Origin of the sequence: Paenibacillus sp. FSL P4-0176 (assembly GCF_037975265.1) — a bacterium.
GTDB classification, from domain to species: Bacteria; Bacillota; Bacilli; order Paenibacillales; family Paenibacillaceae; genus Paenibacillus; species Paenibacillus amylolyticus.
In genome coordinates this window covers 6,407,301-6,421,275 of sequence record NZ_CP150242.1, presented here as the reverse complement: position 1 = coordinate 6,421,275, position 13,975 = coordinate 6,407,301, and the positions used below count along the sequence as shown (strand labels likewise).

16 protein-coding genes are annotated in these 13,975 nt (G+C 45.3%); all 16 read left to right on the top strand.

Annotation, left to right across the window (positions count from 1 at the left end; all coding sequences use genetic code 11):
* Positions 1–91: 91 nt before the first annotated feature.
* The 16 genes from rpoC (at position 92) to rpmC (ending at position 13,945) form a co-directional block, all read left to right on the top strand.
* Positions 92–3,706 carry a DNA-directed RNA polymerase subunit beta' gene (gene rpoC / locus MKY95_RS29550; protein ID WP_036607173.1) on the top strand — a complete coding sequence of 1,205 codons (3,615 nt, stop codon included), beginning with the start codon at positions 92–94 and terminating at the stop codon, positions 3,704–3,706.
* Between the two features lie 204 nt (positions 3,707–3,910).
* Positions 3,911–4,162 (top strand): ribosomal L7Ae/L30e/S12e/Gadd45 family protein, encoded by a 252-nt coding sequence (locus tag MKY95_RS29545; protein WP_036607175.1) that lies wholly within the window; start codon positions 3,911–3,913, stop codon positions 4,160–4,162.
* Between the two features lie 150 nt (positions 4,163–4,312).
* A complete protein-coding gene (gene rpsL, locus MKY95_RS29540) occupies positions 4,313–4,735 on the top strand; it encodes a 30S ribosomal protein S12 (RefSeq protein ID WP_017692070.1) in 423 nt (140 codons plus the stop codon).
* 87 nt (positions 4,736–4,822) lie between these two features.
* A complete protein-coding gene (rpsG, locus tag MKY95_RS29535) occupies positions 4,823–5,293 on the top strand; it encodes a 30S ribosomal protein S7 (protein ID WP_017692071.1) in 471 nt (156 codons plus the stop codon).
* 49 nt (positions 5,294–5,342) lie between these two features.
* Positions 5,343–7,421: an elongation factor G gene (gene fusA, locus MKY95_RS29530; protein WP_036607177.1), complete on the top strand. Its 2,079-nt coding sequence runs from the start codon at positions 5,343–5,345 to the stop codon at positions 7,419–7,421.
* Between the two features lie 95 nt (positions 7,422–7,516).
* On the top strand, positions 7,517–8,707 hold the full coding sequence (gene tuf / locus MKY95_RS29525) for an elongation factor Tu (protein WP_017692073.1): 1,191 nt from the start codon (positions 7,517–7,519) through the stop codon (positions 8,705–8,707).
* A gap of 436 nt (positions 8,708–9,143) precedes the next feature.
* The gene (gene rpsJ / locus MKY95_RS29520) at positions 9,144–9,452 is read left to right on the top strand and encodes a 30S ribosomal protein S10 (protein WP_017692074.1); all 309 of its coding nucleotides are present in this window, start codon (positions 9,144–9,146) and stop codon (positions 9,450–9,452) included.
* Positions 9,453–9,498: 46 nt separating this feature from the next.
* Complete coding sequence (rplC, locus tag MKY95_RS29515; protein ID WP_017692075.1) at positions 9,499–10,122, top strand: 50S ribosomal protein L3; 624 nt, start codon at positions 9,499–9,501, stop codon at positions 10,120–10,122.
* A gap of 25 nt (positions 10,123–10,147) precedes the next feature.
* Positions 10,148–10,771 (top strand): 50S ribosomal protein L4, encoded by a 624-nt coding sequence (gene rplD / locus MKY95_RS29510; protein ID WP_017692076.1) that lies wholly within the window; start codon positions 10,148–10,150, stop codon positions 10,769–10,771.
* Complete coding sequence (gene rplW / locus MKY95_RS29505) at positions 10,771–11,061, top strand: 50S ribosomal protein L23 (RefSeq protein ID WP_017692077.1); 291 nt, start codon at positions 10,771–10,773, stop codon at positions 11,059–11,061. The genes rplD and rplW overlap by 1 nt, the downstream gene beginning before the upstream one ends.
* A gap of 30 nt (positions 11,062–11,091) precedes the next feature.
* Positions 11,092–11,922 (top strand): 50S ribosomal protein L2, encoded by an 831-nt coding sequence (rplB, locus tag MKY95_RS29500; protein ID WP_017692078.1) that lies wholly within the window; start codon positions 11,092–11,094, stop codon positions 11,920–11,922.
* A gap of 71 nt (positions 11,923–11,993) precedes the next feature.
* Complete coding sequence (gene rpsS / locus MKY95_RS29495; protein WP_017692079.1) at positions 11,994–12,272, top strand: 30S ribosomal protein S19; 279 nt, start codon at positions 11,994–11,996, stop codon at positions 12,270–12,272.
* A 35-nt stretch (positions 12,273–12,307) separates the two neighbouring features.
* Positions 12,308–12,640, top strand: coding sequence for a 50S ribosomal protein L22 (gene rplV / locus MKY95_RS29490; protein WP_036607180.1), 333 nt, complete (start codon positions 12,308–12,310; stop codon positions 12,638–12,640).
* Between the two features lie 15 nt (positions 12,641–12,655).
* Positions 12,656–13,321 (top strand): 30S ribosomal protein S3, encoded by a 666-nt coding sequence (rpsC, locus tag MKY95_RS29485; RefSeq protein WP_036607182.1) that lies wholly within the window; start codon positions 12,656–12,658, stop codon positions 13,319–13,321.
* Positions 13,322–13,323: 2 nt separating this feature from the next.
* Positions 13,324–13,758, top strand: coding sequence for a 50S ribosomal protein L16 (gene rplP / locus MKY95_RS29480; protein WP_017692082.1), 435 nt, complete (start codon positions 13,324–13,326; stop codon positions 13,756–13,758).
* Positions 13,748–13,945 carry a 50S ribosomal protein L29 gene (gene rpmC, locus MKY95_RS29475; protein ID WP_017692083.1) on the top strand — a complete coding sequence of 66 codons (198 nt, stop codon included), beginning with the start codon at positions 13,748–13,750 and terminating at the stop codon, positions 13,943–13,945. Before rplP ends, rpmC begins: the two co-directional genes overlap by 11 nt.
* Positions 13,946–13,975 lie beyond the last annotated feature (30 nt).

Below are 13,975 nucleotides of genomic sequence, written 5' to 3'. Positions count from 1 at the left end.
CGGCGTTTTTCATCAGGCTCACGTCTTGCTCCGGCTTCGTCCGGAGTGGGCGTAACCTAGATTACAGGAATTGGTTAAGGAGGGTTGCTCCTTGTTGGACGTCAACAATTTCGAATACATGAAGATCGGGCTTGCTTCCCCAGAGAAAATTCGTTCTTGGTCCCGCGGAGAAGTGAAAAAACCGGAAACGATCAACTATCGTACGTTGAAACCGGAAAAAGAAGGGCTGTTCTGCGAAAAGATTTTTGGCCCTACAAAAGACTGGGAATGTCATTGCGGTAAATACAAACGCGTCCGTTATAAAGGCGTTGTCTGTGATCGTTGTGGCGTTGAAGTAACACGTGCGAAAGTACGCCGCGAACGGATGGGCCACATTGAGCTCGCTGCTCCGGTATCGCATATCTGGTACTTCAAAGGTATTCCGAGCCGTATGGGTCTTGCTCTGGATATGTCTCCAAGATCTCTTGAAGAGATTATTTATTTTGCATCATATGTTGTAACTGATCCAGGAGAAACTCCACTGGAGAAAAAACAGCTGTTGTCCGAGAAAGAATACCGCAGCTACCGTGAAAAATACGGTTATGGTTTCCATGCTGGCATGGGCGCAGAAGCGGTTAAAAAATTGCTTCAAGACCTTGACATAGACAAAGAGCTTGAGTTCCTGAAAGAAGAGCTCCGGACTGCGCAAGGACAACGTCGTAATCGTGCAATCAAACGTCTGGAAGTTATCGAAGCATTCCGCAACTCCGGCAACAAGCCAGAGTGGATGATCATGGATGTACTTCCTGTTATCCCGCCGGAACTTCGTCCAATGGTACAGTTGGATGGTGGACGTTTTGCAACGTCTGACCTGAATGACTTGTACCGCCGTGTAATCAACCGGAACAACCGTCTGAAACGTCTGCTTGATCTGGGCGCGCCAGATATTATCGTGCAAAATGAAAAACGGATGTTGCAGGAAGCTGTTGACGCATTGATCGATAATGGTCGTCGTGGCCGCCCGGTAACGGGTCCTGGTAACCGTCCATTGAAATCTCTCAGCCACATGCTGAAAGGTAAACAAGGACGTTTCCGTCAAAACTTGCTCGGTAAACGGGTTGACTATTCTGGTCGTTCCGTTATCGTTGTTGGACCTTACCTGAAAATGTATCAGTGTGGTCTGCCAAAAGATATGGCACTTGAATTGTTCAAGCCTTTTGTTATGAAAGAGCTTGTAAATAAAGGGCTTGCCCACAACATCAAGAGCGCAAAACGTAAAGTTGAGCGTGTAAGTCCTGAAGTATGGGATGTTCTTGAAGAAGTAATCAAGGAGCATCCGGTTCTGTTGAACCGTGCCCCTACGCTTCACAGACTCGGTATTCAAGCATTTGAACCGATTCTCGTTGAAGGTAAAGCAATTCGTCTTCACCCGCTCGTATGTACGGCATACAATGCCGACTTTGACGGTGACCAAATGGCCGTGCACGTTCCCTTGTCCGCTGAAGCTCAAGCGGAAGCACGTATCCTGATGCTTGCATCGGGTAACATTTTGAACCCTAAAGACGGTAAACCGGTTGTTACTCCTTCCCAGGATATGGTGCTTGGTTCTTACTACCTCACTATGGATAACAAGGAAGAAAAGGGCACAGGTATGATCTTGCGTACAGTTAACGAAGCTGTATCGGCATACCAACGTGGTACTGCTGGTCTGCATGCGCGTGTAGCTATTCCGGTTAAGGCGCTTGGTAAAACAAGCTTCACGGAAGAACAACAAGAAGGAATGTTGCTGACAACTGTCGGTAAAATTATCTTCAATGAAATTTTCCCGGCAAGCTTCCCGTATATCAATGATGCGACTCGTGCTAACCTGTACCAAGGTACTGCAGATCACTCATTTGTATATGAAAAAGGTGCTGATCTCAGAGAAGCTATTATGAATGCTCCTCTGGCTGGCGGTGTCGGTAAAGAATACCTCGGCTCCATCATTGCACGTTGTTTTGAAATTTATCACACAACGGAAACAGCCGTTATTTTGGATAAAATCAAACAACTTGGTTTCACATACTCTACACGTGCCGGTATTACGGTTGCGGTATCTGATGTTATCGTTCCTCCTGAGAAGTTTGAAATTCTTAGACAATCTGAGGAAAAAGCACAAATCGTTACGAATCAGTACCGTCGTGGTCTGATTACGAATGAGGAGCGCTATGACCGTATCATTGATATCTGGTCAAAATCCAAAGATGACATCACTGAGATTCTGATGAAGTCCATGGATCGTTACAACTCGATCATGATGATGGTAGACTCCAAAGCACGGGGTAACAAATCGCAAATCACCCAATTGGGCGGTATGCGTGGTCTGATGGCCAACCCATCTGGTCGAATTATCGAACTCCCAATCAAATCGAACTTCCGTGAAGGTCTGACGGTACTCGAGTACTTTATCTCCACTCACGGAGCGCGTAAAGGTTTGGCGGATACAGCCCTGCGTACAGCCGATTCAGGTTACCTGACTCGTCGTCTCGTAGACGTAGCCCAAGACGTAATCGTGCGTGATGATGATTGTGGTACAGATAAAGGCTTTACGGTAAGTCGTATCCAGGATGGTAAAGAGGTTATCGAAGATCTCTACGACCGTATTGAAGGCAGATACTGCTTCGAGACACTTCGTCATCCGGAAACGAAAGAAATCATTGTAGGTCGCAATGAATTGATTGACTCCGATAAAGCAGAAGCGATTATCAAAGCAGGTATTACTAAATTGCAAATCCGCTCCGTCCTCAGCTGCCGTGCAAGTCATGGTGTCTGCAAGAAGTGTTATGGTCGCAACCTCGCGACTGGTAAACACGTGGAGATCGGTGAAGCAGTTGGTATTATCGCAGCACAGTCCATTGGTGAGCCAGGAACACAGCTTACAATGCGTACGTTCCATACCGGTGGTGTAGCCGGAGACGATATTACGCAAGGTTTGCCACGTATCCAGGAGTTGTTCGAAGCTCGTAATCCTAAGGGTCAAGCAACGATCAGTGAAATCGATGGTGTGGTTAAAGAGATTCGCGAAGCGAAAGATCGTCGTGAAATCGAAATTCAAGGTGAAGCGGAATCCAAAGTATACGCCGTTACCTACGGTTCCCGTGTGCGCGTAAGCGAAGGCGCGGAAGTTGAAGCGGGTGACGAGTTGACAGACGGTTCCATTGATCCAAAAGAGATGTTACGGATTAAAGGTATACGTGGTGTACAAAACTACATTCTGCAGGAAGTACAACGCGTATATCGTAACCAAGGCGTAGAAATTAACGATAAGCACGTTGAAGTTATGATCCGTCAAATGCTGCGTAAAATCCGTATCGTAGATGCAGGAGATACAACGCTGTTGCCAGGATCGTTCGTGGATATGCATGAGTACGAAAGAGCTAACAAAATTGCGATTCTTAGTGATAAAGAGCCGGCGGTTGCTAAACCAATCCTGCTCGGTATTACGAAAGCATCCCTGGAAACAGACTCCTTCCTCTCGGCGGCTTCGTTCCAAGAAACTACACGTGTATTGACAGATGCAGCGATCAAAGGTAAAGTCGATCAGTTGCTCGGTCTGAAGGAAAATGTAATCATCGGTAAATTGATTCCTGCAGGTACAGGTATGCACCGTTACCGCAGCATCAAATTTGCTGAGCCAGAAGATGGCCAATCTTCAGTAGAAGAACTTGAGCCAGTTTCGGTTGATTAAATATATTTCTCCTCATTAGAGGAGAGTGAAAGTTTTGTGCGTCAGGAGACGGACGTTTGTATGATACAGGCGGACGAATCCTGATGTACGTAAACTTTTAAAAAATGTTTTAGGATTAGCATTGACAATGCTTGCGCTAGATGCTAATATATCAAAGGTGCGTGGGCAGCTGATTGTACATGGTTCTATTCGGAGGAATACACAATGTCTAATGAAAAAGCCTTGCAAGATGCTCATGTCAAAATAGGTACCAAACAGACCATGCGGATGGTGCAGACAGGTATGGCTTCTGAAGTCTATGTCGCAGAAGATAGTGATCCGCAGCTTACTTCCAAAATCATTGCTTTGTGTGAACAACACAATGTAAAATGCACGAAAGTGGATACAATGAAAAATCTCGGCAAGGCTTGCGGGATTGGAGTAGGAGCAGCTATGGCTGCTGTCGTAAAATCATAGGGTAAGGAACGTTTTTGTCCGAGAACTTTTAAGAATTCTCCAAGGCAAAAACTTTTCATTTGTCTTTTTATGAACCGCCTGGGTCTGTGGACTTAGTGCAAAGAGGTTTGTAAAGAAACATGAATATTTGAGGAAGGGGGTGGCAATCACATGCCAACTATTAACCAACTGGTTCGTAAAGGACGTCAAGCAAAAGTTGAGAAGTCAAAATCTCCAGCTTTGCAAAAAGGATTCAACGCTTTGAAACGTGAATCTACTAACATCAGTGCCCCACAAAAACGTGGTGTCTGCACTCGTGTAGGTACAATGACTCCACGTAAACCAAACTCTGCACTTCGTAAGTATGCCCGTGTTCGTTTGACGAACCGTCTCGAGGTTACTGCTTATATCCCGGGAATCGGACATAACCTTCAAGAGCACAGTGTGGTATTGATCCGCGGAGGTAAAGTTAAAGACCTTGCAGGAGTTCGTTATCACATCGTTCGTGGAGCTCTCGATACTGCTGGTGTAAACAACCGTATGCAAGCTCGTTCGAAATACGGCGCTAAGCGTCCAAAAGCTAAAAAAGCCTAAACTATTATAGGCAGATAGCCTGAAAGCCTTCTGGTCTAAGTCTGGAAGGTACAGGATCTGCTGAACAAGAAAGAAAGGGGGATATCCATGCCACGCAAAGGTCCAGTTACGAAAAGAGACGTTCTGCCTGATCCGTTATATAACAGCAAGTTGGTTACTCGTTTAATCAACCGCATCATGATCGGCGGAAAACGCGGTGTTGCTCAAAGCATTCTGTATAATGCGTTCAAGTTGATTCAAGAACGTACGGGTAATGACCCTATGGAAGTATTTGAAGCAGCAATCAAGAACATCATGCCAGTCCTGGAAGTTAAAGCTCGCCGTGTCGGCGGTGCCAACTACCAAGTACCAATCGAGGTGAAACCAGAGAGACGTACTGCTCTGGGATTACGTTGGCTCGTGAACTACTCCCGCAACCGCGGTGAGAAAACAATGGAAGAGCGTTTGGCGGCTGAGATCATCGACGCTTCCAACAACACAGGCGCTTCCGTTAAAAAACGTGAAGATACGCACAAAATGGCTGAAGCGAACAAAGCGTTTGCTCACTACCGTTGGTAGGATTCAGTTCACAATAAAAAAACTTCAATTTTGAAGGGAGACCCATTTCATGGCTAGAGAGTTCTCCTTAAAAAATACACGTAATATCGGGATCATGGCTCATATTGATGCGGGTAAAACCACGACAACTGAGCGGATCCTGTTTTACACAGGACGTACGCACAAAATCGGTGAAGTACACGAAGGCGCTGCGACAATGGACTGGATGGAACAGGAACAGGAGCGCGGAATTACGATTACTTCCGCTGCAACTACCGCTGCTTGGAAAGGCCACCGCGTTAATATTATTGATACCCCGGGACACGTTGACTTCACTGTTGAAGTTGAACGTTCCCTTCGTGTATTGGACGGAGCAGTTGGTGTATTCAGTGCGAAAGAAGGCGTTGAGCCTCAGTCCGAAACCGTATGGAGACAGGCTGACAAGTACGGCGTACCTCGTATCGCATATGTAAACAAAATGGATATCATCGGTGCTGACTTCCTGAACGTTGTATCTGACATGCGTGATCGCCTTCAAGCGAACGCTGTTGCGATTCAACTTCCAATCGGCGCTGAAAATGATTTCAAAGGTATCATCGATATCGTTGCACAAAGAGCTCATATGTACAAAGATGACCTTGGTCAAGATATCGAAGAAACCGACATTCCTGCAGAGTTTGCAGATCAAGTTGAAGAACTTCGCAATGAGTTGATTGAACGCGTTGCTGAACTGGATGAAGATTTGACAATGAAATACCTGGAAGGCGAAGAGATCACAATTGATGAGATCAAAACCGTACTCCGTAAAGGTGTTGTAGATGTTAAGATCTTCCCAGTTATCTGTGGATCCTCATATCGTAACAAAGGTGTTCAACTGATGTTGGATGCTGTTATCGACTACTTGCCAGCTCCAACAGATGTTGCATCGATCACGGGACATCTTGAAGATGGAACTGAAGCAATTCGTAAGTCATCCGATGAAGAGCCATTCTCCGCATTGGCATTCAAAATTATGACTGACCCTTACGTTGGTAAATTGACATTCTTCCGCGTATACTCTGGTGTTCTTCAATCCGGATCATATGTATTGAATGCCACTAAAAACAAACGTGAGCGTATCGGTCGTATCCTTCAAATGCATGCGAACAGCCGTCAAGAAATCACTGTAGTTTACTCCGGTGATATTGCAGCTGCCGTAGGTTTGAAAGATACAGGTACAGGTGATACACTATGTGATGAGAAAAATCCGGTTATCCTGGAGTCAATGAACTTCCCTGATCCGGTTATCGAAATCGCTGTTGAACCTAAAACCAAAGCTGACCAGGATAAACTGGGTGTTGCTCTCGGTAAGTTGACTGAAGAGGATCCAACTCTTCGTGCTCATACTGACGAAGAAACAGGCCAAACGATCTTGGCAGGTATGGGTGAGCTTCACCTTGATATCATCATCGACCGTATGCGTCGTGAGTTCAAGGTTGAAACTACTGTGGGTAAACCACAAGTAGCTTACCGTGAAACATTCCGTGCTCCAGCGCGCGTTGAAGGTAAATTCGTACGTCAATCCGGTGGTCGTGGTCAATACGGTCACGTATGGGTTGAATTCGAACCTCTCGAGCCGGGTACAGGCAGCCAGTTCGAAAGTAAGGTTGTCGGTGGTTCCGTACCAAGAGAATACATTCAACCTGCACTGTCAGGGATTGAAGAGCAAATGAAAAACGGCGTTATTGCAGGCTTCCCGCTTGTTGACGTTAAGGCTACAATCGTAGACGGATCTTACCATGATGTCGATTCCAATGAGATGGCATTTAAAATTGCCGGATCTATGGCGCTTAAAGCGGCTAAAGACAAGTGTAAACCAGTTCTGCTTGAGCCTATCATGAAAGTAGAAGTAACTGTTCCAGAAGAGTACATGGGTGACGTAATGGGTATGTTGAACTCCCGTCGTGGCCGCATCGAAGGTATGGATTCCCGTAGTGGAGCTCAAATCATCCGTGCTAAGGTACCTCTGTCTGAAATGTTTGGTTACTCTACAACTCTTCGTTCCGGTACTCAAGGACGCGGCGTATTCTCCATGGAACTCTCTCACTATGAAGAAGTTCCTAAGAGCATCGCTGAAGAAATCGTTGCCAAAACAAAAGGCACCGAGTAGTTTTCTCACACTGGATGCAAGTGCATAAGAATTAAATTCGGAGCACTTCATTCAGTGAAAACATAAAATTATAATTTTAAGGAGGCCACGTTCAAATGGCAAAGGCTAAATACGAACGTAATAAACCCCACGTTAACATCGGTACTATTGGTCACGTCGATCACGGTAAAACAACTCTGACTGCTGCAATCACAACTGTATTGTCCAAAACTTACGGTGGTGCTGCAATTGCATTCGACCAAATCGACAAAGCTCCAGAAGAGCGCGAACGCGGTATCACAATCTCCACATCACACGTTGAGTACGAAACTGACACTCGTCACTACGCTCACGTTGACTGCCCTGGTCACGCCGACTATGTTAAAAACATGATCACTGGCGCGGCTCAAATGGATGGAGCTATCTTGGTAGTATCCGCAGCAGACGGCCCAATGCCACAAACTCGTGAGCACATCTTGCTCTCCCGTCAAGTAGGCGTACCTTACATTGTTGTGTTCTTGAACAAATGTGACATGGTTGAAGACGAAGAGTTGTTGGAATTGGTTGAGATGGAAGTTCGCGACCTTCTTAACGAATATGAGTTCCCAGGTGACGATACTCCAATCACTCGTGGATCCGCTCGTGAAGCTCTGGCAAACCCAGATGGCGAATGGGCTCAAAAAATCGTTGAGATGTTCAAAGAGATCGACACTTACATCCCACTGCCTGAGCGTCAAACTGACAAGCCTTTCTTGATGCCTGTCGAGGACGTATTCTCCATCACTGGTCGTGGTACTGTTGCTACTGGCCGTGTAGAGCGTGGTACTGTTAAAGTCGGCGAAGAGATCGAAATCGTTGGTATCACTGAAGAAACTAAAAAATCCGTTGTAACAGGCGTTGAGATGTTCCGTAAATTGTTGGATTCCGCTCAAGCGGGTGACAACATCGGTGCATTGTTGCGTGGTGTTGACCGTACTCAAATCGAGCGTGGTCAAGTACTTGCAAAACCAGGTTCTGTTAAGCCACACACAGAATTCACAGCTCAAATCTACGTTCTGACTAAAGAAGAGGGCGGACGTCACAAACCATTCTTCACTGGTTACCGTCCACAGTTCTACTTCCGTACAACTGACGTAACAGGCATCATCAACTTGCCTGAAGGTACTGAAATGGTAATGCCTGGTGATAACATCACTGTTACTGTTTCCCTGATCTCCCCAATCGCGATTGAAGAAGGAACTAAATTCTCCATTCGTGAAGGCGGACGTACAGTAGGTGCCGGTTCCGTAGCATCTATCCAAAAATAATTTGGCTTAACGCTGAATAAAGCATATGTAACAGTGTACTGGAACGAGTAACATTGTATTGTAACGAAGCTTCGGAAGAGTTCTTTATCCGACATCGGATAGAGAACTCTTTTATTATGTTTAAAGTTCGGAACCTGCGTCATACGAAATGAACATCATTTACGTGTTTAGAAGGATTGGCAAGGCAGCCTGGATATTGAAGATTAACACTGCAATAAACGAAGTCATTTCATCAGAAAAGATAAGTTTAAATGTTTTTCTTAAATATGCTTGCAATACGCCTATCTTTTCTATATAATAATGAATGTTGTTCTGTGACGTTGCGATGATGTGAGAGGTTACTGGCACACCCGGCCCCTTTGCCATGGGAGAGTGGCTAGAAAATTTTCACGGAGTATGTCCGATAAAAAATTGGGCGATAGAAGGAGGGACTAAAATGGCAAAGCAAAAAATTCGTATTCGTTTGAAAGCTTACGACCACAGAATTCTTGATCAATCCGCGGAGAAAATTGTTGAAACAGCAAAACGTTCGGGTGCTGGTGTATCCGGTCCGATTCCGCTTCCTACTGAAAAACAAATCATTACTATTCTTCGTGCGGTGCACAAGTACAAGGATTCTCGGGAACAATTCGAACAACGTACACATAAACGTTTGATCGACATCGTTAACCCGACTCCACAAACTGTGGATGCCTTGATGCGCTTGGATCTGCCGTCCGGTGTAGATATCGAAATTAAATTGTAATACAAGCTACAACAAAGACCATGTATAAAGGAAAAGAGGTGTCAACATGAAAGCAATCTTAGGAAAAAAACTCGGAATGACTCAAGTATTTACTCCTGAAGGTAACGTCGTTCCAGTAACGGTTATCGAAGCAGGCCCTTGTGTTGTTTTGCAAAAGAAAGACATTGAGAACGATGGCTACGAAGCAATTCAAATCGGTTACTCCGATAAGAAAGAGAAAAATGCTAACAAGCCAGAAGCAGGTCACGCTAAAAAAGCGAACACTGCCCCTAAGCGCTACGTTCGTGAAGTTCGCGGTATCAACATCGCAGAATATGAAGTTGGCCAAGAACTGAAAGCTGACATTTTCGCTGAAGGCGAATTCGTTGACGTAACGGGTATTTCTAAAGGTAAAGGTTTTGCCGGCGTTATCAAACGTTGGGGACAAAGCACTGGACCTATGTCACACGGTTCGCGTTACCACCGTGGCCCTGGTTCAATGGGTTCGATCCAAGCTAACCGCGTTCCTAAAGGCAAACGCCTGCCAGGACACATGGGACATGATACTATTACAATCCAACGTCTTGAAGTAGTTAAAGTAGACGCTGAGCGTAACGTGTTGCTCGTGAAAGGTTCCATTCCTGGACCGAAAAACAGTCTCATTAGAGTTAAAGAAACGGTGAAAAAATAACCACTGAAGAAAGGAGGAACACAAAATGCCAAAAGTATCAGTTTACAATGTAGATGGTAGCCAAGTAGGCGAAGTTGAATTGAACGATGCGGTTTTCGGAATTGAGCCGAACCAACACGTTCTGTACGATGCAGTTCTTATGCAACGCGCTTCCCTTCGTCAAGGTACCCACAAAGTAAAAGGACGTTCTGAAGTTCGTGGCGGTGGACGTAAGCCTTGGAAACAAAAAGGTACAGGTCGCGCTCGTCAAGGTTCAATTCGTTCACCACAATGGAAAGGCGGCGGTATCGTATTTGGTCCAACACCACGGAGCTATGCGTATAAACTGCCTAAGAAAGTTCGCCGCTTGGCGATCAAATCAGCCCTTTCATCCAAAGTGCTTGACAATGACATTATCGTTTTGGACGCTCTCACGTTGAGCACGCCTAAAACTAAAGAATTTGCAGCCATCTTGAGTAACCTCAAAGTGGGACGTAAAGCTTTGATCGTAGCTCCTAGCTATGATGATAATGTAGCTCTTTCCGCACGGAATATTCCAGGCGTGAAATTCGTAGCTGCTGACGGTATTAATGTTCTTGACGTGCTTTCGCACGACAAATTGATCATTACGAAAGAAGCAGTTCAGAAGGTAGAGGAGGTGCTCGCGTAATGAAGGATCCTCGTGATATTGTAAAACGTCCGATTATTACGGAACGTACTGCTGACATGATGAACGACTTGAAATATGTATTTGAAGTCGATATCCGTGCAAACAAAACCGAGATCAAAAAGGCAGTAGAAGCTATTTTCAATGTAAAAGTGAAAAACGTGAACACGCTTCGTGTTCCAGCTAAGCCGAAACGGTACGGACGTTATTCCGGATATACTAGCGAATGGAAAAAAGCGTTTGTAACGTTGACAAAAGACAGCAAAACGCTTGAGTTCTTTGAAACTGTATAATTGAATTTTTGAAGTAAGGAGGGAAACCCAGTGCCAATCAAAAAGTATAAACCAACATCCCCGGCAAGACGGAACATGTCCGTTTCTACATTTGAGGAAATCACCACAAATCAGCCGGAGAAATCGTTGTTGGCCCCGTTGAGCAAACAAGCAGGCCGCAACAACCAAGGTAAAATTACAGTTCGTCACCATGGTGGTGGACACAAACGTAAATACCGTATCATTGACTTTAAACGTACTAAAGATGGAATACCGGGCCGCGTTGCTACGATTGAGTATGACCCGAACCGTACATCCAACATCGCTCTGATTCACTATGCTGATGGTGAAAAGCGTTATATCATCGCTCCTAAAGGTTTGAAAGTTGGAGATCAAGTGTTCTCCGGACCTGAATCAGACATCAAAATCGGTAACGCACTGCCACTCGAAAACATTCCAGTAGGTACCGTTATCCACAACATCGAGTTGAAACCAGGCAAAGGCGGACAATTGGTTCGTGCTGCTGGTACAGAAGCTCAATTGCTTGGTAAAGAAGAAAAATACGTTTCCGTTCGTCTCTCTTCCGGAGAAGTTCGTCGTATTTTGAAAGTTTGCCGCGCGACAATCGGATCTGTAGGTAACCAAGACCACGAGCTCATCAAAATCGGTAAAGCCGGTCGTAGCCGTTGGTTGGGTAAACGTCCTGAGGTTCGTGGTGTAGTAATGAACCCTAACGATCACCCACACGGTGGTGGTGAAGGTCGTGCTCCAATCGGACGTAAATCGCCAATGTCACCATGGGGTAAACCTACACTTGGTTACAAAACGCGTAAGAAAAATAAAGCTTCTGATAAATACATCATTCGCCGCCGCACGAAGTAATACACACTGTGCATAACTTCGTGAGGCATCTGCGGATGCATAATAGCTATGTTTGAAGGGAGGATCTCCACATGGGTCGCAGTTTGAAAAAAGGGCCATTCATTGATGGCTACATGCTTAAAAAGGTAGAAGAGATGGAAGCTTCAGGTAAGAAGAATGTGATCAAAACCTGGTCCCGTCGTTCTACAATTTTCCCGCAATTCATCGGACACACATTTGGCGTTTACGATGGTCGTAAACACGTGCCAGTGTATGTAACTGAGGACATGGTCGGACACAAACTGGGTGAGTTCGCTCCAACCCGTACGTACAAAGGCCATACTGCTGATGATAAGAAAACAAGAAGATAAATGAATATCTTTAATGTTTGAAAGGAGGTTACACAATGGAAGCAAAAGCACATGCTAAGTTTATCCGGATTGCTCCTCGTAAAGCTCAACTCGTTGTTGACTTGATTCGAGGCAAGCAAGTAGGTGAGGCGGTTGCCATTCTCCGTCACACTCCGAAATCTGCTTCTCCAATCGTTGAGAAGTTGCTTAACTCCGCTATTGCGAATGCGGAACATAACTATTCTTTGGATGTTAACAAATTGGTTATCTCGCAAGCTTACGTGAACCAAGGACCGACAATGAAACGTTTCCGCCCTCGTGCAATGGGACGTGCAAGTCGTATTAACAAACGTACTAGCCACATTACTTTGGTGGTATCTGAGAAGTAGAAGGAGGGGAAATGTGTGGGCCAAAAGGTAAATCCAGTCGGACTCCGTGTCGGAATTATCCGTGACTGGGAATCTAAGTGGTATGCAGGCAAAGACTTCGGTGATCTTTTGATGGAAGACGTGAGAATTCGTGAATTCCTGAAAAATAAATTGAAAGACTCCGCTTTATCTCGTGTAGAAATTGAGAGAGCGGCTAACCGCGTAAACGTAACGATTCACACTGCTAAACCAGGTATGGTTATTGGTAAGGGTGGTTCGGAAGTTGAAAATCTTCGTAACCAAATTACGAAAATTGCTGGCGGTAAAAAAGTACACATCAACATTTCTGAAATTAAGAACCAAGACTTGGACGCTGTTCTTGTAGCTGAAAGCATTGCACAACAATTGGAACGTCGTGTTTCTTTCCGTCGTGCTCTGAAACAAGCAATTCAAAGAACTATGCGCTCCGGTGCTAAAGGTATCAAAACTCAAGTAGGCGGACGTCTTGGCGGTGCTGAGATCGCACGTTCTGAAGGCTACAGCGAAGGAACTGTTCCACTGCACACACTGCGTGCTGACATTGACTACGGTACAGCAGAGGCTCATACTACTTACGGACTTATCGGCGTAAAAGTATGGATCTATCGTGGAGAGGTTCTTCCTACGGCTAAGAAACAAGCTGCTAAGGAAGGAGGCAACTAATCATGTTGGTACCAAAACGCGTAAAACACCGTAAGCAACAACGTGGACATATGAAAGGCCAAGCTAAAGGCGGAACGACTCTGAACTTTGGCGAATACGGTCTGCAAGCTACGGAACCGGCTTGGATTACGAACCGTCAAATCGAAGCGGCTCGTATTGCGATGACTCGTTACATCAAACGTGGTGGTAAAGTTTGGATCAAAATTTTTCCAGACAAACCAATCACTCAAAAGCCTCTCGAGGTTCGGATGGGTAGCGGTAAAGGTAACGTAGAAAAATGGGTTGCAGTAGTGAAACCAGGTAAGATCATGTTTGAACTTGCTGGTGTACCGGAGGAAATTGCACGCGAAGCAATGCGTCTTGCCGCTCACAAACTGCCAATCAAAACGAAGTTCGTGAAACGTGAAGAATTGGGTGGTGAAGCAAATGAAAGCTAGTGAATTTCGCAACCTAACCTCTGCTGAAATCGAGCAAAAGATTGCCGGATTTAAAGAAGAACTCTTTAACCTCCGCTTTCAATTAGCTACCGGTCAGCTGGATAACCCGACTCGCATCCGTGATGTGCGGAAAGAAATAGCTCGTGCTAAAACCATTATCCGTGAGAGAGAATTGGGAATCGGTTAATTAGGGATAGGATGGACAATCCGTCCGTAA

What these genes read in the sequence shown, in the direction of transcription:
- rplD (WP_017692076.1), top strand. Translation starts at nt 10,148, where the DNA reads ATGCCAAAAGTATCAGTTTACAATGTAGATGGTAGCCAAGTAGGCGAA.
- fusA (WP_036607177.1), top strand. Translation starts at nt 5,343, where the DNA reads ATGGCTAGAGAGTTCTCCTTAAAAAATACACGTAATATCGGGATCATG.
- rpsJ (WP_017692074.1), top strand. Translation starts at nt 9,144, where the DNA reads ATGGCAAAGCAAAAAATTCGTATTCGTTTGAAAGCTTACGACCACAGA.
- rpsL (WP_017692070.1), top strand. Translation starts at nt 4,313, where the DNA reads ATGCCAACTATTAACCAACTGGTTCGTAAAGGACGTCAAGCAAAAGTT.
- rplW (WP_017692077.1), top strand. Translation starts at nt 10,771, where the DNA reads ATGAAGGATCCTCGTGATATTGTAAAACGTCCGATTATTACGGAACGT.
- rpsS (WP_017692079.1), top strand. Translation starts at nt 11,994, where the DNA reads ATGGGTCGCAGTTTGAAAAAAGGGCCATTCATTGATGGCTACATGCTT.
- rpmC (WP_017692083.1), top strand. Translation starts at nt 13,748, where the DNA reads ATGAAAGCTAGTGAATTTCGCAACCTAACCTCTGCTGAAATCGAGCAA.
- rplP (WP_017692082.1), top strand. Translation starts at nt 13,324, where the DNA reads ATGTTGGTACCAAAACGCGTAAAACACCGTAAGCAACAACGTGGACAT.
- rplC (WP_017692075.1), top strand. Translation starts at nt 9,499, where the DNA reads ATGAAAGCAATCTTAGGAAAAAAACTCGGAATGACTCAAGTATTTACT.
- tuf (WP_017692073.1), top strand. Translation starts at nt 7,517, where the DNA reads ATGGCAAAGGCTAAATACGAACGTAATAAACCCCACGTTAACATCGGT.
- rpsG (WP_017692071.1), top strand. Translation starts at nt 4,823, where the DNA reads ATGCCACGCAAAGGTCCAGTTACGAAAAGAGACGTTCTGCCTGATCCG.
- rplV (WP_036607180.1), top strand. Translation starts at nt 12,308, where the DNA reads ATGGAAGCAAAAGCACATGCTAAGTTTATCCGGATTGCTCCTCGTAAA.
- MKY95_RS29545 (WP_036607175.1), top strand. Translation starts at nt 3,911, where the DNA reads ATGTCTAATGAAAAAGCCTTGCAAGATGCTCATGTCAAAATAGGTACC.